The sequence below is a fragment of the Rubritepida flocculans DSM 14296 genome (assembly GCF_000425365.1).
In the GTDB taxonomy this organism is placed as follows: Bacteria; Pseudomonadota; Alphaproteobacteria; order Acetobacterales; family Acetobacteraceae; genus Roseococcus; species Roseococcus flocculans.
This window is the reverse complement of the sequence record NZ_AUDH01000002.1, coordinates 160,513-178,938: the sequence shown is the minus strand read 5'-3', so window position 1 is coordinate 178,938 and position 18,426 is coordinate 160,513. Positions and strand designations below refer to the sequence as shown.

General features: G+C 73.9%; 19 protein-coding genes. 10 read left to right on the top strand and 9 right to left on the bottom strand.

The genetic code is table 11. The annotated features are described in order from the left end of the window. Positions 1-10: 10 nt before the first annotated feature. From H596_RS19870 to H596_RS0103395, 3 genes are all read right to left on the bottom strand, one after another. Positions 11-1,129, bottom strand: a complete 1,119-nt coding sequence (locus H596_RS19870; RefSeq protein WP_084602548.1) for an efflux RND transporter periplasmic adaptor subunit — start codon at positions 1,127-1,129, stop codon at positions 11-13. 74 nt (positions 1,130-1,203) lie between these two features. Continuing rightward, positions 1,204-2,220: an ABC transporter ATP-binding protein gene (locus tag H596_RS0103400; RefSeq protein ID WP_245583946.1), complete on the bottom strand. Its 1,017-nt coding sequence runs from the start codon at positions 2,218-2,220 to the stop codon at positions 1,204-1,206. Continuing rightward, positions 2,217-3,278, bottom strand: a complete 1,062-nt coding sequence (locus H596_RS0103395) for an ABC transporter ATP-binding protein (RefSeq protein WP_027283705.1) — start codon at positions 3,276-3,278, stop codon at positions 2,217-2,219. The genes H596_RS0103400 and H596_RS0103395 overlap by 4 nt, the downstream gene beginning before the upstream one ends. Between H596_RS0103395 and H596_RS25040 the strand changes: the two genes are divergently transcribed. Continuing rightward, on the top strand, positions 3,277-3,681 hold the full coding sequence (locus tag H596_RS25040; protein ID WP_456307584.1) for an Lrp/AsnC ligand binding domain-containing protein: 405 nt from the start codon (positions 3,277-3,279) through the stop codon (positions 3,679-3,681). The genes H596_RS0103395 and H596_RS25040 overlap by 2 nt on opposite strands. Before the next feature lie 148 nt (positions 3,682-3,829). Further along, on the top strand, positions 3,830-4,084 hold the full coding sequence (locus H596_RS19865) for a hypothetical protein (protein ID WP_037299832.1): 255 nt from the start codon (positions 3,830-3,832) through the stop codon (positions 4,082-4,084). A 9-nt stretch (positions 4,085-4,093) separates the two neighbouring features. Here the strand turns inward: H596_RS19865 and H596_RS0103380 are convergent, their stop codons facing one another. Then, positions 4,094-5,590, bottom strand: coding sequence for an amidase (locus H596_RS0103380; RefSeq protein WP_027283703.1), 1,497 nt, complete (start codon positions 5,588-5,590; stop codon positions 4,094-4,096). Between the two features lie 70 nt (positions 5,591-5,660). Next, on the bottom strand, positions 5,661-7,265 hold the full coding sequence (locus H596_RS0103375) for a gamma-glutamyltransferase family protein (protein ID WP_027283702.1): 1,605 nt from the start codon (positions 7,263-7,265) through the stop codon (positions 5,661-5,663). Between the two features lie 142 nt (positions 7,266-7,407). Here H596_RS0103375 and H596_RS0103370 point away from each other — a divergent pair, with 142 nt between their 5' ends. Both H596_RS0103370 and gpt read left to right on the top strand, forming a co-directional pair. Further along, positions 7,408-7,749, top strand: a complete 342-nt coding sequence (locus H596_RS0103370; RefSeq protein ID WP_027283701.1) for a tRNA-binding protein — start codon at positions 7,408-7,410, stop codon at positions 7,747-7,749. Position 7,750: 1 nt separating this feature from the next. After that, entirely contained in the window at positions 7,751-8,230 is a 480-nt protein-coding gene (gpt, locus tag H596_RS0103365) for a xanthine phosphoribosyltransferase (protein WP_027283700.1), read from the top strand. On the opposite strand, the gene H596_RS19860 is transcribed toward gpt, so the two are convergent. Then, entirely contained in the window at positions 8,193-9,527 is a 1,335-nt protein-coding gene (locus H596_RS19860; protein ID WP_051212360.1) for a hemolysin family protein, read from the bottom strand. The two genes, gpt and H596_RS19860, sit on opposite strands and share 38 nt — an antisense overlap. A 73-nt stretch (positions 9,528-9,600) precedes the next feature. Between H596_RS19860 and H596_RS19855 the strand changes: the two genes are divergently transcribed. Together H596_RS19855 and H596_RS0103350 are read left to right on the top strand one after the other, a co-directional pair. Beyond that, a complete protein-coding gene (locus tag H596_RS19855) occupies positions 9,601-10,041 on the top strand; it encodes a DUF3429 domain-containing protein (RefSeq protein ID WP_037299828.1) in 441 nt (146 codons plus the stop codon). Between the two features lie 105 nt (positions 10,042-10,146). Next, complete coding sequence (locus H596_RS0103350; protein WP_037299827.1) at positions 10,147-10,455, top strand: hypothetical protein; 309 nt, start codon at positions 10,147-10,149, stop codon at positions 10,453-10,455. A 15-nt stretch (positions 10,456-10,470) separates the two neighbouring features. On the opposite strand, the gene H596_RS0103345 is transcribed toward H596_RS0103350, so the two are convergent. The 3 genes from H596_RS0103345 to H596_RS0103335 all read right to left on the bottom strand — a co-directional run bounded on the left by H596_RS0103345 (position 10,471) and on the right by H596_RS0103335 (position 14,727). Further along, positions 10,471-11,952, bottom strand: coding sequence for a M81 family metallopeptidase (locus H596_RS0103345; protein ID WP_027283698.1), 1,482 nt, complete (start codon positions 11,950-11,952; stop codon positions 10,471-10,473). 140 nt (positions 11,953-12,092) lie between these two features. Further along, positions 12,093-13,376, bottom strand: coding sequence for an allantoate amidohydrolase (locus H596_RS19850; RefSeq protein ID WP_051212294.1), 1,284 nt, complete (start codon positions 13,374-13,376; stop codon positions 12,093-12,095). Between the two features lie 61 nt (positions 13,377-13,437). Further along, positions 13,438-14,727, bottom strand: a complete 1,290-nt coding sequence (locus H596_RS0103335) for an ArgE/DapE family deacylase (RefSeq protein WP_027283697.1) — start codon at positions 14,725-14,727, stop codon at positions 13,438-13,440. 62 nt (positions 14,728-14,789) lie between these two features. Between H596_RS0103335 and H596_RS0103330 the strand changes: the two genes are divergently transcribed. The 4 genes from H596_RS0103330 to H596_RS0103315 all read left to right on the top strand — a co-directional run bounded on the left by H596_RS0103330 (position 14,790) and on the right by H596_RS0103315 (position 18,425). After that, positions 14,790-15,833, top strand: coding sequence for a histone deacetylase family protein (locus tag H596_RS0103330; RefSeq protein WP_027283696.1), 1,044 nt, complete (start codon positions 14,790-14,792; stop codon positions 15,831-15,833). Next, a complete protein-coding gene (locus tag H596_RS0103325) occupies positions 15,830-16,819 on the top strand; it encodes a dipeptidase (RefSeq protein ID WP_027283695.1) in 990 nt (329 codons plus the stop codon). The genes H596_RS0103330 and H596_RS0103325 overlap by 4 nt, the downstream gene beginning before the upstream one ends. 67 nt (positions 16,820-16,886) lie before the next feature. After that, entirely contained in the window at positions 16,887-18,014 is a 1,128-nt protein-coding gene (locus H596_RS0103320) for a Re/Si-specific NAD(P)(+) transhydrogenase subunit alpha (protein WP_027283694.1), read from the top strand. A 12-nt stretch (positions 18,015-18,026) separates the two neighbouring features. Continuing rightward, the gene (locus H596_RS0103315; RefSeq protein ID WP_027283693.1) at positions 18,027-18,425 is read left to right on the top strand and encodes a proton-translocating transhydrogenase family protein; all 399 of its coding nucleotides are present in this window, start codon (positions 18,027-18,029) and stop codon (positions 18,423-18,425) included. Position 18,426 lies beyond the last annotated feature (1 nt).

Sequence of the window (18,426 nt, the reverse complement as noted above, 5' to 3'; positions counted from 1 at the left end):
CGGCGGGCCTTCAGCTCGTCGGGCGGGTCATGGTCTCGGTCACGCGCACGGGGGCGTCGGGGCGCAGGCGCTGCAGCCCGCGCACCACCACCTGGTCGCCGGCGGAGAGGCCCTGGCGGATTTCCACCTCGCCCGGCAGGCGCAGGCCCAGCGCCACCTCCACGCGCCGCGCCCGGCCGTCGCGGATGGCGTAGACGTAGTTGCGCTCGCCCACCGGATCCAGCGCCTCCTCCGGGATCAGCAGCGCGCTGGGGCGGCTTTCCAGGGTGAGCTCGACGGTGAGGAAGAGGCCGGGCTTCAGCGCCTCGTCCGGGTTGTCGAACTCGGAGACGAGGCGGATGGTGCGGGTGGCGGGGTCGATGCGCGTGTCGATGATGGCGACCCGCCCCTCGAAGCGGCGGTTGCCATAGGCCGCGCTGCGGGCGAGCACGCGGCTGCCCACCTGCACCCGGGCGAAATGCACCTCGGGCACCGAGAACTCCACGCGCACCCGGCTGATGTCGTCGAGCGTCGTCACGGCGGTGCCGGGCTGGATCAGCGCGCCGGGGCTGACCTGGCGCAGCCCCACCCGCCCCTCGAAGGGCGCGGTGAGGCGCAGCTCCTCGATGCGCGCCTGGGTCTGGCGCACCCGGCCCTCGGCGGCGCGGGCCAGGGTCTCGAGCTCGTCCACCCGCGCCTGGGCCACCGCCTGGCCGGCGGGCAGGGCGCGGGCGCGGGCGAGCTGCTGGCGCGCGTTGTCGAGCGCGGCGCGCGCCTGGTCGAGCTCGGCCTGCAGCGCCGCGGAGTCGAGCTCCAGAAGCACCTGGCCCTCGCGCACGCGCTGGCCCTCCTCGAAGCGCACGGCGGTGACGATGCCGGCCACCTTGGTGGTGATGGTCACCGCCTCGCGCGCGCGCACCGTGCCCACGCTCTCGATGCGCTCCACCACCTCGCCGATGCGCACGGGGGCCACCACCACGGGCACCTGCCCGCCGGGCGGGCCGCCGCGCGGCGCCTGGCGCTGGGCCGGAGCCTCGAGGCCGAGCAGCGCCAGCGGCCGCGGCACGCCCCAGTTCTCCGCCTGGCTGTACCAGACATAGGCGCCGCCGGCCAGCGCCGCGAGAATGCCGAGTTGGACCATGACCCGCATGGGCGCCCCCGCAGGATGATGTCCCGGTTGTGGCGACGGGCTTGCACGCGCGCAAGCCCGGTCCCCCCGGCTTGTTACGATACGTCACCGTCCGGCACGCGCAGGCAGCGCGCGCGCCGCCCCGGCGAAGGCGAGCGCATGGCCGGCACGGCGGCGAGGCAGGCGTCCTCCGCATGCGGGCAGCGCGGGTGGAAGGCGCAGCCTGCGGGCACCACGTCGAGCAGCGGCGGCGCGCCGGGAATGGTGGTCAGCCGCCGGCCGCGCATCCCCGCATGCACGGTGGCCCCGAGCAGCCCCTGCGGATAGGGGTGCAGCGGCCCCGCCATCAGCGCGGCCACCGGCCCCTCCTCCACCACGCGGCCCGCATACATCACGGCCACACGGTCCGCGATCTCGCCCGCCACGCCGAGGTCATGGGTGACGAAGATCACGCCCATGCCGAGCTCGCGCTGCAGCTCGCGCAGCAGGAGCAGAACCTGTATCTGCACCGTGGCGTCCAGCGCGGCGGTCGGCTCGTCGGCCAGCAGCAGCTTGGGCTTGCAGGCCAGCGCCACGGCGATCATGGCGCGCTGGCGCAGCCCGCCCGAGAGCTCGTGCGGATAGGCGGCGAGGCGGCGCCGGGCGGAGGGGATCTGCACCAGCTCCAGCAGCTCCAGCGCCCGCGCCTCGGCCGCCTGGCGCGAGACGCCCTCGTGCCGCTGCACCGTCTCGGCGATCTGCCGGCCGATGGTGAAGACGGGGTCGAGCGCCGTCATCGGCTCCTGGAAGATCATCGCGACCTCGCCGCCGCGGAAATCGGCCAGCTCGCGCTCGCTCATCGCGGTGACGTCGCGCCCCGCCACCTCGATGCCGCCGGTGATGCGCGCGAAGCGCGGCAGCAGGCGCATCAGCGCGCGCATGGTGACCGACTTGCCCGAGCCGGATTCGCCCAGGATGCAGAGCACCTCGCCCGCCGCGAGGTCGAGGTCCACGCCGTTCACCGCGTGCACCGTGCGGTCCCGCGTGGCGAAGGTGACGTGCAGGTCGCGCAGGCGCACCAGCGGGCGCGCGGCGCCGGGGGCGGGCCGCGCCTCGTCCAGCGCCGCGCTCACGCCACCGCCTCCAGCGCCGAACCGGCCTTGGAGTGGCCGCTGGCCGGATCGGCCATGTGGCAGGCCGCGACATGCCCCTCGCCCAGCGCGGCCATGTTCGGCTTGCGCGCGGCGCAGACCTCCTCGGCATGCGGGCAGCGGGTGCGGAAGCGGCAGCCCGAGGGCGGGTTGACGGGGTTGGGCGGATCGCCCGTCAGGGGCGGCTTCGTGCGGCGGCGCGCCGGGTCCATCGAGGGCCGCGAAGCCAGCAGGGCCTGGGTGTAGGGGTGCGCCGGGCGGTCGTAGATCGCGCCCACGGGGCCCATCTCCGCCACCTCGCCCAGATACATCACCAGCACGCGGTCGCTGATGTACTGCACCACGTTGAGGTCGTGGCTGATGAAGACGTAGGTGAGGCCGAAGCCCTCCTTGAGGTCCACCAGCAGGTTCAGCACCTGCGCCTCCACCGACTTGTCGAGGGCGGAGACCGGCTCGTCCAGGATCACGAGGCGCGGGCGCAGCGCCAGCGCGCGGGCGATGTTCACCCGCTGGCGCTGGCCGCCCGAAAGCTCGTGCGGGTAGCGGCGGGCGAAGCTCTCGGGCGCGAGGCCGACGGCGCCCAGCAACTCCCGCGCGCGCTGCACCGCCTCGCCCGCCGGCAGCCCATGCACGCGCGGGCCGAAGGCGATGCTCTCCTCGATGGGCAGGCGCGGGTTGAGCGAGGCGTAGCTGTCCTGGAACACCATCTGCACCTGGCGGCGATAGTCGCGCAGCGAGACGCCGCCGGCCTGCTCGTTCTCGCCCACCGGCTCGCCGTCGAAGATCATGCTGCCCGCGTCGGGCTCCATCAGCCGCATCAGCAGCCGGGCGGTGGTGGATTTGCCGCAGCCGCTCTCGCCCACGATGCCGAGCGTCTCGCCCTTCGCCACCGTGAAGCTCACCCCATCCACCGCGCGCACCACCGCACGGGTGCGGCCGAACAGCCCGCCCTTCAGCGGGAAATGCTTGACCAGCCCCTCGAGCGCGAGGAGGGGCTGCGCGGGGCCGCCGCGGTCTGGCGCGGGTTGCGGAAGGCTCATGCGCGCAGAGTGGGCGCGGGCGGCCGCCCCCGCAAGCGGCCCGCCGCCCCCGCCCTCCGCCGCGCCGCGCCGCCCCTGCCCGCTCCGGGTGCAGCGGGCATGGACGCCCGCCCGGCCGCGCGGCAATCTCGCCCCGCGACAGGAGGCGGCGATGCGGGCGATCTTCGTCATGATCAAGTGCGAGATGGGCCAGGCCTACCGGGTGGCCCGGGAGATGGCCGACAGCATCGCCGAGCTCTCCGAGATGCACTCCATTTCCGGCCAGTACGACCTGCTCGGGAAGTTCTATCTGGAGCCGGACCAGGACATCGGGCTGTTCGTGGTCGAGAAGGTGCAGAGCGTGCCGGGGGTGAAGGACACCTACACGCTGCAGACGTTCAATGCCTTCTCCGCCGCGCGGTAGGCCCGGCGGGGGCAACGCCTTCGCCCCGGCGCGCAGGCCCGGCGGGGGGCCGCCATGGGGCGGCCATGATCGGCGCAAGCCCGCCGCAATCCTTCCCCGAAACGGCCCCGAGTCAGGGAATAGGATGCCGGCGTCCGGAGGCCCCCCCATGCGCAAGCTCCTTCTCCCCGCCCTGCTCGCCGCCGCGCTTGGCACCGCGGCCTGCACCGACCCCTATGGCAATGTGGACCCGGTCGCCACCGGGCTGCTCGGCGCGGGGATCGGCGCCGTGGCCGGGGCGGCCATCGTCGCGGCGAACCAGCCGCGCTACCACGCGCCGCGCGGCCCCGGCTGGGGCTATGGGCGGCCCGTCTATCACCGGCCGCATTACGCCTGGGGCCCGCCGCGCCCGCGCTACTGGTGAGGCTGGGTTTCAGCCGAAGCCGAGGAACCCCTCCATCGCGCTGATCGGCCCCGCGGCCTTCAGCGCCGCGAGGTCGGGCTTCGGCCGGCCGAACTCGGCATCGCCCGCGAAGGCCTCCTCCAGCGCCGCCGCCACGCCGAGCACGAAGGCGTCGCCCCCGCGCGGGCCCACGATCTGCAGGCCGAAGGGGAAGCCCTTCTCGTCGCGCCCCACGGGCAGGCTCACCGCCGGATGCCCGGTGAGCGTGACGTAGTAGGCCAGCGCCAGCCAGTGGAAGTAGCTGCGCGTGCGCTGCCCGTCGATCTCGGCGGGGTAGAGCTCGCGCCAGGGGCGGGGGCTCGTGGTGATGGCGGGCGTGATCAGCACGTCGTGGCGCGCGAAGAAGCGCTGGAAGGCGCGGTAGATGTTGGTCTGCAGCGTGGCCGCGCGCGCCTGGTCGGCCAGGCTGTAGCGCAGCCCCTCCTCGACATTCGCGTGCATGTTGGGCCCGCAGAGCTCGGGATGGCGCTTCACCCTCTCGCCATGCGCAGCGAGCACGCCCGAGGCGCGCAGCACCTCGAAGGCCTCGTCGCCGCCGGTCACGTCCGGGCTCGCCGTCTCCACCCGCGTGAAGAGGGCGCCGCACGCCTCCACGATGCGGCGGAACTTGCGCCGCACCACGCCCTCCACCAGCGCGGAGTTGAAATCCTCCGTCGCGGCGAGGCGCAGGGTGGAGAGGTCGATCTGCCGCGGCGGGAAGTAGAGGGCGGGCTCGCCGCGCACGGTGCGCGCGTGCAGCGTGTAGGCGAGCGGATCGTCCGCGTCGTCGCCGGCCATGGCCGAGAGCATGAGGCAGAGGTCCGGCACGTCGCGCGCCATGGGGCCGAGCACGGAGAGCACGTTCCAGCCATGCCCGCGCCGCTCGTTGGGCACCAGGCCCGCCGAGGGGCGATAGCCCACGATGCCGTTGAAGGCGGCGGGGTTGCGCAGGCTGCCCCCCGTGTCGGAGCCGGAGGCGAGCGGCACCATGTCGCAGGCCAGCGCCACGGCCGAGCCGCCGGAGGAGCCGGCCGCGTTGAAGGCCGGGTCGAAGGCGTTGCCCGTGGCGCCATAGACGGCGTTGCGCGTGTTCGCGCCCAGGCCGAACTCGGGCACGTTGGTCTTGCCGAGCACGATGCCGCCGGCCTCGCGCAGCCGGCGCACCATGCCCTCGTCCTCGGCCGGCACATGGTCCTTGAAGAGCAGGCTGCCCCAGGTGGTGCGCAGCCCCTTCGTCGCCTCCAGATCCTTGATGCCGAGCGGCAGCCCGTGCAGCGGCCCCAGCCGCTCGCCCTTCATCACCGCGGCCTCGGCGGCGCGGGCGGCGGCGCGCGCACCCTCCACATCCATCGCGGTCATCGCGTTCACCGCGTGGTTCACCGCCCCGATGCGCGCGAGGCAGGACTCGAGCAGCTCGACCGGCGAGAGCTTCTTCCGCCCGATCAGGCGGCGCGCGGCGACGGCGGGGAGTTCGCAGGGTTCGGTCATCAGGGCTTCCTCGGGAGCGATGCGTCGCTCCCGAGCAAAGCACCCTCGCCCTCGTCCCGCGAGGGGGGCGTCAGTATCCGATCACGCAGCCATCCTTGCGCGGATCGCTGCCGCCGATCAGGCAGCCGCGCGCGCGGTCGATCAGGATGGCCTGGCCCCCGCCATGCGGCTTGTCCCAGGCGATGCAGGAATGGCCGAGCGCCGCGAGTCCCTTCACCACCTCGGCGCCGATGCCGCGCTCCACCTGCACCTGGCCATCGCGCGGGAAGAGGCGCGGGGCGTCCAGCGCCTCCTGCACGTCCATCCCGAACTCGAAGAGGTTGGTCAGCAGCAGGGTCTGGCCCATGGGCTGGAAATGCCCGCCCATCACGCCGAAGGGCATCAGCGCCTGGCCATCCCGCATCGCCATGCCGGGGATGATGGTGTGCATGGGCCGCTTGTTGGGCGCGATGCAGTTGGGGTGCCCCTCCTGCAGCCGGAAGCCGAAGCCGCGGTTGTGCAGCATCACGCCGCTCTTCTCCGCGAGCAGGCCGGAGCCGAAGCTTTCGAACAGCGAGTTGATGAAGGAGCAGGCGTTGCCCTCCTCATCCACCACGCAGAGATAGACGGTGTCCGCATGCACGGGGAACAGCGGCTCCCCGGCCGGCGGCAGCTCGGCCATCGCCGCCTCGTCGCGGATGTTGCGCGCCAGCGCGCGCAGATAGTCGTCCGAGAGCAGATGCGCGACCGGCACCTCCACCTGCGCGGGGTCGGCGATGAAGGCGTCGCGGTCGCGGTAGGCGAGGCGCGCGGCCTCGATGTGGCGGTGGAAGCGCCGCACGCCGAGCGGCCCGCCCTCGGGCGGGCCGAAGCCCTCGAGCAGCCCGAGCATCATCAGCGCGATGATGCCCGTGCCGTTGGGCGGGCACTCGAAGATCTCCATGCCCTTCCAGCGGCGCGAGATGGGCGTCACATACTCCGCCGCGAACAGGCCGGCGGCGAAATCCTCCTCCCGGTGCAGCCCGCCCGCGGCGCGCAGCGTGGCCACCATGTCGGCCGCGATCTCGCCCTCGTAGAAGGCGCGCGCGCCGCGCTCGGCGATGGCGCGCAGCGTGGCGGCGAGCGCGGGGAAGGCGATCTTCTCGCCCATGCGCGGGGCGCGGCCGCCGGGCAGGTAGTGGCGCTTCGCCGCCTCCTGCAGCGCGAGCTTCTCCGCCGCCTCGGCCCAGTCATGCGCGACGCGGGCGTGGACGTGGAAGCCCTGCTCGGCGGCGCGGATGGCGGGCTGCAGCAGATAGCCGAGCTCCTTGCGGCCATAGGCGGCGTTCAGCGCCTGCCAGGCGGCCACCGCGCCCGGGATGGTCACGGAATGGGCGGAGGTGTTGAGCATCTTCGACAGCCCCGCCGCGCGCAGCGCCTCGGGCGTGGCGGCCGCCGGCGCGCGGCCCGAGCCGTTGAGCGCGATCACCTGGCCCGTGCCGGCCGGCGCGTAGAGGCAGAAGCAGTCGCCGCCGATGCCGGTGCTCTGCGGCTCGATGACGCCGAGCAGCGCCACCGCGGCGATGGCCGCATCCAGCGCATTGCCGCCGGCCTTCAGCACCTCGACGGCGGCGAGGGAGGCGGCGGGCATGGAGGTCGCCGCCATGCCGCGGGCGGCGATCACCGGGCTGCGCCCGGGCAGGTGGAAGTCGCGCATGATCTGTGGTCCCTCGCCGTTCCCGGCCCGTGAGCGGGTGTTTCGGGGCCGCACCATACGCCCGCGCGCGCGCGCGTCCATGCCCGGGCAGGCGCCCCTCCCCCCTTCCCGGCCCGGCGCGCCCCTGCTACCGCGCCCGCCCATGAGCCAGACCATCGCCTGGGCCGATTTCGAGCGGGTGGATATCCGCGTGGGCACGGTGGTGGACGCGCGCCCCTTCCCCGAGGCGCGCAAGCCCGCGATCCAGCTCTGGGTGGATTTCGGGGGCGAGATCGGGGTGCGGAAAAGCTCCGCGCAGATCACCGTCCACTACAGCCCGGACCGGCTGATCGGCCGGCAGGTGCTCGCGGTGGTGAATTTCCCGCCGCGCCAGATCGGCCCCTTCCTTTCGGAGGTGCTGGTGCTCGGCCTGCCGGACGAGAACGGCGCGGTGGTGCTGATCCGGCCGGATTTCCCTGTCCCCGATGGCGGAAGGATGCAGTGAGATGGCCACGCGCTACTACACCGTCGGCTGGGAGCAGTTGCACCGCGACGCCAAGGCCCTGGCCTGGCGGCTGATGGAGAAGGGCCCCTTCAAGGGCGTGGTGGCCATCACCCGCGGCGGGCTGATGCCGGCCGCCATCATCGCGCGCGAGCTGGAATGCCGGGTGATCGAGACGGTCAGCGTCATCACCTATGACGAGGAGACGCGCGGCGAACCCCGGGTGGCCAAGCCCCCCTCCGCCGCGGGCGACGGCACGGGCTGGCTGCTGGTGGACGACCTGGTGGACACGGGCACCACCGCGAAGGTGGTGCGCGCCATGCTGCCCGGCGCGCATTTCGCCACCATCTACGCCAAGCCCGCCGGCAAGCCGCTGGTGGACAGCTTCGTCACCGAGGTGAGCCAGGACACCTGGATCCTCTTCCCCTGGGACACGGAGCCGCAGTTCATTCCGCCGCTCGCGAAGGGGGCGGCGGCGAAATAGTCGCCTCGGGCAGGCTGTCCTCCCGCACGGCCAGCACCTTGTCCACGCGCCGGCCGTCCATGTCCAGGATCTCGAAGCGCCAGCCCGAATGGGCGATGCGGTCCCCCTCGCGCGGGATGCGTTGCAGCAGCGCGAGCATGAGCCCCGCCACCGTGTGATAGGCGGCCGATTGCGGGGGCGGCTCGAAATCCGCGAGCCGCTCGCGCAGCTCGTCCAGCGCCATCATGCCATCGAGCAGCAGCGAGCCGTCGGCCCGCTGCACCGCCACCGCCTTGCCCGATTCCGGGGCGGGGCCGAGCTCGCCCACGATGGCCTCCAGCAGGTCCGAGGCGGTGACCACCCCCTCGAAGCTGCCGTATTCGTCGAGCACGAGCGCAAGCCCCAGCGCATCGGCGCGCAGCCGTTCCAGCGCATCGAGGGCGGAGAGGTTGTCGGGCAGCACCATGGGCTGGCGCAGCGCGGCCGCGATGGAGAGCGGCGCGCCGGAGAGGAGCTGGTCGAGCAGATCCTTCACCGCCACCACGCCCACCACATTGTCCACCCGCCCCTCGGCCACCACGAAGCGCGTCAGGTTCTCGGCGCGCAGCGCGGCGGCGATGGCCTCGGGCGGCGCGTGGCGGTCGAGCCAGGCCACCTCGGTGCGCGGCGTCATCAGCGCGCGTACGGGCCGGTCGGCGAGGCGCAGCACGCGCTCGATCATCTGCCGCTCGTTCTGCTCCAGCGCGCCGGCCTCCACCCCCTCGGCGACGACGGCCTTCACCTCCTCCTCCGTCACGCCCTGCTCGGCCGGGGGGGCGCCGAAGAGGCGCAGGATCAGGCCGGAGGAGCGCGAGAGCAGCCAGATGAAGGGCGCGGTGAGGCGCGAGAGCGCGGTGAGCGGCCGGGCGAGCAGCACCGCCACCGCCTCGGGGTTGCGCAGGGCGAGCTGCTTGGGCACCAGCTCGCCCAGGATCAGGTTCACATAGGTGATGGCGACGACGACCAGGCCGAAGGCGAGCGCCTGGCCGAAGCCGCGCACCCAGGGCAGCGCCTCCAGCCACTCGCCGAGCGGCCCGGCCAGCGCCGCGCCGCCGAACACGCCGGCCAGGATGCCCACCAGCGTGATGCCCACCTGCACGGTGGGGAGAAAGCGGTGCGGATCCTCCTGCAGCCGCAGGGCGGCGGCGGCGCCCGGGCTGCCGCGCCGCTCCAGCGCCAGCAGCCGCGGCTTGCGGGCGGAGACGATGGCGAGCTCGCCCATGGCGAAGACGCCGTTGAGCAGGGTCAGCCCCAGGATGAAGAGGATTTCGACGGCCATGCCCATCGCGCCGCGTATAGGCGAAGCGCGCCCGGCTTGCACGCGCGGGGGGTTGCGCCCGATAGGAGGGGCCATGGACGCCTCCTCCACCCGCCTCGCCTGGCTGCTCGGCCTCGCCGGGCTTCTGCCCTTCGCCGCCGCCGCCCTGGCCGTGCACGCGGCCCCCGAGACATGGACCGGCTTCGCGCGCGGGGCGCTGATCGGCTACGGCGCGGTGATCCTCTCCTTCCTCGGCGCGGTGCATTGGGGCTTCGCCTGGCGGCCGCTGCCGGGCGAGGAGGCGGCGGGCCCGCCGCGCCTGATGCTCGGCGTGGCGCCCGCCCTGGCGGGCTGGGCCGCCCTGCTGCTGCCCGAATGGCCCGCGGTGCTGCTGCTGGCGGCGGGCATCCTGGTCACCGCCGGGGTGGAGCAGGCGGCCGCCGCGCGGGGCTGGGTGCCGCCGGGCTACATGCTGCTGCGCTGGGTGCTCTCGGCGGGGGCGTCGCTCTGCCTGCTGGCGGCGCTGGCGGCCTGACAGGGGCGGCGTTCACAGGGGCGGCCTTTACGCCGTATCAAGACTTTTATCTTGTATTAACTTTTGAGACGCGCTATCGGGTGGGCGTTGAGCGAGGAGCCCGCCATGCCCAGCGCCGAAATCCTGCCCTTCCCCGTCCGCGCCGCGCGCTCCGACGAGGCGCGGCTGCGCGCCGCCCTCGCCGCGCTCGACGCCGCCCTGGCCGAGCAGCGGGAGGCCATCGCCGAGTTCCGCGAGAGCCTGGGGCAGCTCGGCGGCGCTGTGGCCGGGCTGGAGGCGAGTTTCGAGCAGTACGGCGCCACGCTCACCACCACCGAGGCCGACCTGCACGCCGCGCGCGACGCGGCGCGCCGGCTGGAGGCGACCGCGGATGGCTGGCTCGCCGCGCTCAGCGCCCCCGCGCGGGGCGGTTGAGGCGCGCCTCTCCGATCACCCCCCGAAACGCCGGTTGTCGCCCGGGCGCAGGCGCAGCCCCGGGCGCAGCGCGGTGAAGGGCAGCGTCGCGGGGTCCGCCACCACCGGGCCGGGGGCGGCGGCCACCAGCACCTCGGCCGCGATGGGCTGGAAATGCGCCCGGAAATGCACCGAGGATTTCACCGCGACGATGCGCTGCGCCGCGGGCTCCAGGCCGAGATGGCGGAATATCGCCTGGTCATGCGCCTGCATCTTGCGGCTGACGATGACGACGCGCACGCCCCCCACGCGCAGCAGCGCCGTCGGCCCCAGATTCGCCGGATTGCCCTTGCCCATCGGCCCTTCCAGCGTGAAGCGCCCGTCCGAGAGCCGCTCCACCACGCCCGTCACGGAGAGCGGCGCGCCGTCGCTCTTGCCGCCGAGGGCGAGCGTCACCGTCGCACCCTCCCCCGCCGCGTGGCAGGCGGCCGCCGCCTCGGCGTCGTTCATGGGGGCGAGCGCCGCCCCCTCCGCGCCCTGGCGCAGCAGCTCGGCCAGCAGCCCGGTCGTGTCGCCATGGCCGCCGCCGCCCGGGTTGTCCTGCGTGTCGGCGATCACCACCGGGCCGCGCGGGGCGGCGAGGGCGCGGGCCACCGCCTCCTGCGCCTCCATCACGCCGCCGGCGAAACCGGCCTCGCGCGCGGCGATCTCGGCGGCGAGCGCCTCCGCCGCCGCCTCAGCGGCCTCCTGCGTCTCGGCCCAGGCGGCGATCGCCTGGCCGCAGCCGTCAAAATCGGCGTAGGGGAAGCCGAAGCAGTAGGCGAGTTCCACCGCGTGCCGCGCCTCGATCTCGGCGCGCGCGGCCATGACCCCCGCCATCGGCTCCACCATCGTGCATTGGCTGGTGATGGGGATGAGGAAGTCGATCTCCCGGAAGGCCATGGCCCAGGGCGCCTGGCGCGCGATGCGCCGCAGCAGGAGCTCCGCCGCGCGCGCGCCCATCGCGCGCATGTCCACATGCGGGTAGGTGCGGTAGGGCACCAGCACATCGGCCATGCGCGCCATCAGCGGCGTCATGTTCGCGTGCGGGTCGAGCGTGGCGGCGATGGGGATGTCCGGCCCGACCACGGCGCGGACGCGGCGCAGAAGCTCGCCCTCGGCGTCGGGGAAATCCTCGCTCACCATCGCGCCGTGCAGGTCGAGGAAGACGCCGTCCACGGGCAGCGCATCGCTCAAGGCCGCGAGGAGGAGGGCGCTGATGCGCTCGAAGGCCTCGCGCGTCACCGGCCCCGCGGGGTTGGCGAAGGCCCAGGCGAGGGGGAGGATGCGCGCGCCCGCCGCCTCGCAGGCCGCGATGGCGCCGGCGGCGCAGACCGAGGTGGGGCGCAGCGTCTCCACCAGCTCGGGCGCGCGCAAGAGGGGCGGGAAGCCGCCGGGCTTGAGGAAATCCTCGAAGCCGGTCGGGCGGGGGGCGAAGGAGTGGCTTTCGTGGAGGAAGCCGCCGATGGCGATGTTCATGGGTGTGATCCTCGGCCGATTCAGACCTCCGCGCCATCCGGCGCTCCGGTCATCGGCGATGCTTTGCCCACCTCGCCGATTCAGACCTCCGCGCCATCCGGCGCTCCGGTCATCGGCGATGCTTTGCTCACCTCGCCGATTCAGACCTCCGCGCCATCCGGCGCTCCGGTCATCGGCGTCGGATCCGCGGGTTGCGAGGCCGCCGCCAGCACCGCATCCGCCAGCACCAGCAGCCCCGCCTCGGCCCATTCGGGCGTGATGCTCTCGGCCTCGTTGTGGCTGAGGCCGCCATGGCAGGGCACGAAGAGCATCGCCGCCGGCACGCGGCGCGCCACATACACCGCGTCATGGCCGATGCCGGTGGGCATCTCCATCGCCGGCAGCCCGCGCCGCGCCGCCGCCTCGCGCAGGAAGCCGACAAGCCGCGCATCGAAGGGCGTGGGCGGGCTGTGCCAGAAATCCGTGACGGTGATGGCGACCCCGCGGGCCTCGGCGATCTCGGCCGCGCGGGCGCGGAGCTGCTCGCCCATCCAGGCGAGCATCGCCGGGTCGCCATGGCGCGTGTCCACGCTGAACCACACGCGCGAGGGCGCGACATTGCGGCTGCCGGGATGCACGCTCACGCAGCCCACCGTGCCGCGCCCCGGCTCGCCATCCGGCGCGCGGGCGGCGAGCGCGATCTCCTCCACCGCCGCCATCAGGGGGGCGGCGGCCATCAGCGCGTCGCGCCGGCCGGCCATGGGCGCGCCGCCGTGGTTCTCCGCGCCCTCCACCACCACCTCGTACCAGGACTGGGCGAGGGCATGGGTGACGATGCCGAGGCTCTTTCCCGCGCGCTCCAGCAGCGCGCCCTGTTCGATGTGGAGTTCGAGATAGGCGCCCATCTCGGGCAGCGCCGCCTCGCCCCGCCAGCCGATGCGCGCGAGCTCCTCGCCGAAGCGCGCGCCGGAGGCGTCGGTGGCGCCCAGCACCTGCTCCGGCGCGAAGATCCCCATGGCGGCGCCGCTGCCCATCATGGGCGGCGAGAAGCGCGCGCCCTCCTCGTTCGTCCAGTTCACCAGCAGAAGGGGCGCCTCGGTCTCCGCCCCCGCCTCGTGCAGCGCGCGCAGCAGTTCGAGCCCGGCCAGAACGCCCAGCACCCCGTCGAATTTGCCGCCCGTGGGCTGCGTATCGAGGTGGCTGCCGAAGGCGATGGGCTTGCGGGACGCATCGCGCCCGGGGCGCAGAAGGCCCATGTTGCCGAAGGGGTCCACATGCAGCGTGCAGCCGAGCGCCGTGGCGCGCGCGGCGAGCCAGGCGCGGGCCTCGGCGTCGAGATCGGTCAGCGCCTGGCGGTTGCAGCCGCCCTTCGGCGTGCCGCCGATGCGCGCGATCTCGTGCAGATCGGCCCAGAGCCGCGCGCCGGAGAGAGGGAGGTTGCTCACGCCCGCCTCCCGGCGCCGGAGGGCGCGGCGCAGCGGGCGCGGGGGGCGTCCATCGGCGGCATCACAGCCTCTCCACCCCGCACCACTCGGCGATGGCCAGCGCGATGCTGCGCGTGACGCCGTGCATGCTCTCCACCCCCACGCTCTCGTCGATGCCGTGGATGTCCTGCGCGTCGGGGCCGAAGACGGCGCAGGGCGTGCCCTGATACAGCACGAAGTGACGCCCGTCGGTGAGGCCCGTGGCCGGGTAGTCGCGCAAGGAACCGCCCGTCGCCTCCGCGAAGCAGCGCGCGGCCAGGCGGCTGATCTCGCTCTCCTTCGGGAAGAGGCAGGGGTCGGCCATGAAGCCCTTGAACTCGAGCTTGACCGTGGCGCCGCGCAGGCGTTCATGGCTGGCGGCCTCGGCCACCAGCCGCTCGATGTCGCGCTTCGTCTCGGCGGCCGTGCATCCCATCATCACGCCCACGCGCAGGCCGATGCGGCAGCGCGTGGCGACGGAGGAGTTCCACTCGCCGCCCTCGATGGTGCCGAGGTTCACGTTCACCGGGTGGTTCACGCCGTGGAAGGCGGGGTGGATGCGCTCGCCGCGGTTCATCTCGGCCTCATAGGCCTTGAAGGCCGCGGCGATGACGTTCGCCGCCTCGATGGCGTTCACCCCCGCCTGCATGTCGCGCACATGGGCGGGCCGGCCGCTGACCGTGACCCATGCCCAGACCACGCCGACTTCCGCCGTGTAGAGCGCCTCCACCCCGGGGCCCGGCTCGGGGATGATCACGGCGTCGGGCTTCGGCAGGGCGAGCATGGCGGCGAGCGCGCCGTTGCCGGTGCATTCCTCCTCGATCACCGCCTGCATCTGCACCTCGGCGGCCGGCTGCAGGCCCGCGCGCTGCAGGGCGCGGAACGCCATGGCGTAGCTCACGATGCCCGCCTTCATGTCGCCCGCGCCGCGGCCGAAGACGCGCCCGCCCCGGATCGCGGGCTGATAGGGCGGCGTGGCCCACATGTCCGCCGCGCCCTCGGGCACCACGTCCACATGGCCCTGCAGGGCGAGGGAGCGGCCGCGCGCCTGCCGCGGGCGATGGATGGCCGCCACATTGTCCCGCCCCTCGTAGGGGAGGACCGGGGGCGAGAAGCCGGGGTGGTCCTTCAGCCGCGCGGGCTCGGTCGGGATGCGGAAGGGGGCGAGGCCGAGATGGCGATACAGCCGCTCCATCTCGTTCAGCGCCGAGGCCTCGTTGCCGAGCGTAGAGGGGCAGCGCACCAGGCGGAACAGCCAGTCGAGCGATTCCTCGCGCAGCGAATCGCAGGCCTCCAGGATGGCGCGGCGCGCGCCGGGGTCGAGCGGGATCATGGCGGCAGCACAACAGCGCGGCGCATGGTTGTCGAGGGGCGGGGGCCTGCTAGCCTTCGCCCATGAAGGTTTTCGGACAGGCGGACGAAGCCCTGCACGCGCCGCGCTTCTTCCTGATGCGCGGCCGGCTGCGCGACAATTACGAGGTGCCCGCCCGGGCGGCGGCGCTGCGCGAGGGGCTGGCGCGGTGCGGCCTCGCGCCGGAGGAGGCGCCGCCCGCCACCCGCGCCGAGGTCGAGGCGCTGCACGCCCCCGACTATCTCGACTTCCTCGCCACCGCCCATGCCGAGTGGGCGGCCATGCCCGAGGCCGGCGAGGAGGTGGTGGCCAACATCCACCCGAGCCCGGAGATGCTCGCCCAGTCGCCCTGCGCGGCGCGGCATCCCATCTCCCGCGCCGGGCGCTTCACGGCCGACACGGCCTGCCCGATCGGCCCGGGCACCTTCGCCGCGGCCATGGGGGCGGCGGGCTGCGCGCTCGCGGCGGCGGAGGCGGTGGCGCAGGGCGCCGCCGGGGCGGCCTATGCGCTCTGCCGCCCGCCGGGCCATCACGCCTATGCGGCGCGGGCCGGCGGGCATTGCTACCTCAACAACAGCGCCCTGGCGGCGCAGCGGCTGCGCGCGCGCGGGGCGGCGCGCGTGGCGGTGCTCGACATCGACAGCCACCACGGCAACGGCACCCAGGGCCTGTTCTGGGAGCGGGGCGATGTGCTCACCGTCTCGCTGCACGCCGATCCGGCCCGCTACTACCCCTGGTATGTGGGCTTCCCCGAGGAGCGCGGGGCGGGCCCTGGGCTGGGCGCCAATCTCAACCTGCCCCTGCCCTTCGGCGCGGAGGACGCGGCCTGGCTCGCGGGGCTCGATCAGGGCCTCGCCGCGCTGCGCGCCTTCCGGCCCGAGGCGCTGGTCGTCGCGCTCGGCTTCGACGCGAGCGAGCACGAGCCGCTGGCCGCGCTGCGCGTCACCGCCGAGGGCTTCGCCCGGGCCGGCGCGGCCATCGGCGCGCTTCGCCTGCCCACCGCCATCTGCCAGGAGGGCGGCTACAACGTGGATGTTCTGGGCGATCTGCTGGCCCGCTTCCTCACCGGCTTCGGGAATGCGCGATGACGCCCCTCATCCTCGACAGCCACATCGACATCCGCTGGCCCGACCCGCCCGACTGGCTGGGCGAGACGGCGCAATGCGTGGACCTGCCGAAGCTGCGCGCGGGCGGGGTGGGGGCGGCCGTGTTCATCGCCTATGTGCCGCAGGGCCCGCGCGACCATGCGGGGCACCGGGCCGCCGCCGCCCGCGCCTCGGCCATGCTCGCGCACATCCGCGCGCGCGGCGCGGCCGAAGGGGTGCGCTTCTGCGCCAGCCCCGAGGAGGCGGAGGCCGCCTTCGCCGCGCGCCAGCCCGCCGTGCTCGCCGCCGTGGAGAACGGCTACGCCATGGGCCATGACCTCGGGCGGCTCGGGGAATGGCGGCGGCAGGGGGCGATCTACCTCACCCTCACCCATGACGGGCACAACGCGCTGGCCGATTCCGCCCGGCCGAAGAAGAACCTCGGCGATGCGGAGGAGGAGCATGGCGGCCTCTCCGCCCTCGGGCGCGCCGCCATCGCCGAGATGAACCGCGTGGGGCTGATGCTCGACTGCGCGCATGTCTCGAAGAAGGCCATGCTCGAGGCCTGCGCCCTCTCCCGCGCGCCGGTGGCGGTGACGCACACCGCCGCGGCCGCGCTCAACCCCCACCCGCGCAACCTGGACGACGAGCAGCTCGAGGCGCTGCGCGCCACGGGGGGCATCGCGCAGGTGACGGCGGTGGCCGCCTTCCTCAAGCCCGCCCCGCCGAACGGCGCCGCCCAGGCCGGCGTGAGCGACCTGGTGGACCATGTGGAGCACATGATCCGCCGCATCGGCCTCGACCATGTGGGGATTTCCTCGGATTTCGACGGCGGCGGAGGGGTCCAGGGCTGGATGCATGCGGGCGAGACCCCGGCCGTGACTCTGGAGCTGATCCGCCGCGGCTACACGGCGCGCGAGATCGGGCTGCTCTGGTCGGGCAATTTCCTGCGCGTCTGGCGGCAGGTGCTGCGGCTTTCCGTCACTTAACCCCGCTTGCGCCCCGGCGGAGGGCGTGCATATGACCGCCGGCCTGCCCTTGGGGGGATAGAGACGCATGCGCCTTGCGGTTCTGAAGGAGACGAAGCCCGGCGAGAGCCGCGTGGCGGCGACGCCGGAGACGGTGAAGAAGCTCGCCGCCCTCGGCCTGGAGGTCGTGGTGGAGACGGGCGCCGGCCTCGCCTCCGGCCTGCCCGACGCCGAGTACGCCGCCGCCGGGGCGAAGCTGGTGGACAGCGCCGCCGCGGCGCTGGAGGGGGCGGCCATCGTGTTCGCCGTGCGCGCCCCCGCCGCGCCCCTGCCGCGCGGGGCGCTGCTGATCGGCACGCTCCAGGCCGACGCCGCCGCCGCCGAGGCCTATGCGAAGGCCGGGGTGGATGCCTGCGCCATGGAGCTTCTGCCGCGCATCACCCGCGCGCAGAGCATGGACGTGCTCTCCTCCCAGGCCAACCTCGCGGGCTATCGCGCCGTGATCGAGGCCGCCGCCGCCTTCGACCGCGGCTTCCCCATGCTGATGACGGCCGCCGGCACGGTGCCCGCCGCCAATGTCTTCGTGATGGGCGCGGGGGTCGCGGGGCTGCAGGCCATCGCCACCGCGCGCCGCCTGGGCGGGCGCGTCTCGGCCACCGATGTGCGGCCGGCGGCGAAGGAGGAGATCAAGTCCCTCGGCGCGAGCTTCGTGGGCTACGAGGACGAGGAGAGCAAGGCGGCCCAGACCGCGGGCGGCTACGCCAAGCAGCTCTCGGCCGAGTTCTACGCCAAGCAGGCCGAGGTGGTGGCCGGCCACATCGCCAAGCAGGACGTGGTGATCTGCACCGCGCTGGTGCAGGGCCGCAAGGCGCCCACCCTGGTGACGGAGGCCATGGTCGCCTCCATGAAGCCGGGCAGCGTCATTGTGGACATCGCCGCCGATGCGGGCGGCAACTGCGCGCTGACCCGGCCGGGCGAGCTGGTGGTGACGGGCCATGGCGTGAAGATCCTGGGCTACACCAACTGGCCCGGCCGCATCCCCGCCGCCGCCAGCGCCCTCTATGCGCGCAACCTGCTCACCTTCCTCACCACCTTCTGGGACAAGGAGGCGCGCGCGCCGAAGCTGAACCCGGAGGACGAGATCGTGCAGGGCGTGGCGCTGACCCGTGGCGGCGCCGTCGTCCACAAGATGTTCGCGCCCGCCGCGGCGGCCTGACGGAGAACCCCGATGAGCACCCAGACGGAACTGGCCAACCAGGCCGCCGCCCTCGCCGTGAAGGCGCAGGAGGTGGCGCTGCTCGCCCAGCGCGCGGCCGAGGCCGCCGCCCCCATGGCCGCCGCGGCCCAGCCCTTCCTGCTGCTTCTCACCATTTTCCTGATGGCCTGCTTCGTGGGCTACTACGTGGTATGGAGCGTCACCCCCGCGCTGCACTCGCCGCTGATGGGCGTCACCAACGCCATCTCCTCGGTGATCGTGGTGGGCGCCATCCTCGCCGCCGCGGGGGCGGAGAGCGGCACGGCGCGCTTCTTCGGCTTCCTCGCCGTGGTGCTGGCCTCGGTGAACATCTTCGGCGGCTTCCTCGTGACGCGCCGCATGCTCTCCATGTTCCAGAAGAAGAAGGGCTGAG

Coding starts and splice junctions, on each gene's coding strand:
- H596_RS19870 (WP_084602548.1), bottom strand. CDS start 1,129: ATGCGGGTCATGGTCCAACTCGGCATTCTCGCGGCGCTGGCCGGCGGC.
- H596_RS25040 (WP_456307584.1), top strand. CDS start 3,277: ATGCGCGCAGAGTGGGCGCGGGCGGCCGCCCCCGCAAGCGGCCCGCCG.
- H596_RS0103395 (WP_027283705.1), bottom strand. CDS start 3,278: ATGAGCCTTCCGCAACCCGCGCCAGACCGCGGCGGCCCCGCGCAGCCC.
- H596_RS19865 (WP_037299832.1), top strand. CDS start 3,830: ATGCGCAAGCTCCTTCTCCCCGCCCTGCTCGCCGCCGCGCTTGGCACC.
- H596_RS0103380 (WP_027283703.1), bottom strand. CDS start 5,590: ATGACCGAACCCTGCGAACTCCCCGCCGTCGCCGCGCGCCGCCTGATC.
- H596_RS0103375 (WP_027283702.1), bottom strand. CDS start 7,265: ATGCGCGACTTCCACCTGCCCGGGCGCAGCCCGGTGATCGCCGCCCGC.
- H596_RS0103370 (WP_027283701.1), top strand. CDS start 7,408: ATGAGCCAGACCATCGCCTGGGCCGATTTCGAGCGGGTGGATATCCGC.
- gpt (WP_027283700.1), top strand. CDS start 7,751: ATGGCCACGCGCTACTACACCGTCGGCTGGGAGCAGTTGCACCGCGAC.
- H596_RS19860 (WP_051212360.1), bottom strand. CDS start 9,527: ATGGCCGTCGAAATCCTCTTCATCCTGGGGCTGACCCTGCTCAACGGC.
- H596_RS19855 (WP_037299828.1), top strand. CDS start 9,601: ATGGACGCCTCCTCCACCCGCCTCGCCTGGCTGCTCGGCCTCGCCGGG.
- H596_RS0103350 (WP_037299827.1), top strand. CDS start 10,147: ATGCCCAGCGCCGAAATCCTGCCCTTCCCCGTCCGCGCCGCGCGCTCC.
- H596_RS0103345 (WP_027283698.1), bottom strand. CDS start 11,952: ATGAACATCGCCATCGGCGGCTTCCTCCACGAAAGCCACTCCTTCGCC.
- H596_RS0103335 (WP_027283697.1), bottom strand. CDS start 14,727: ATGATCCCGCTCGACCCCGGCGCGCGCCGCGCCATCCTGGAGGCCTGC.
- H596_RS0103330 (WP_027283696.1), top strand. CDS start 14,790: ATGAAGGTTTTCGGACAGGCGGACGAAGCCCTGCACGCGCCGCGCTTC.
- H596_RS0103325 (WP_027283695.1), top strand. CDS start 15,830: ATGACGCCCCTCATCCTCGACAGCCACATCGACATCCGCTGGCCCGAC.
- H596_RS0103320 (WP_027283694.1), top strand. CDS start 16,887: ATGCGCCTTGCGGTTCTGAAGGAGACGAAGCCCGGCGAGAGCCGCGTG.
- H596_RS0103315 (WP_027283693.1), top strand. CDS start 18,027: ATGAGCACCCAGACGGAACTGGCCAACCAGGCCGCCGCCCTCGCCGTG.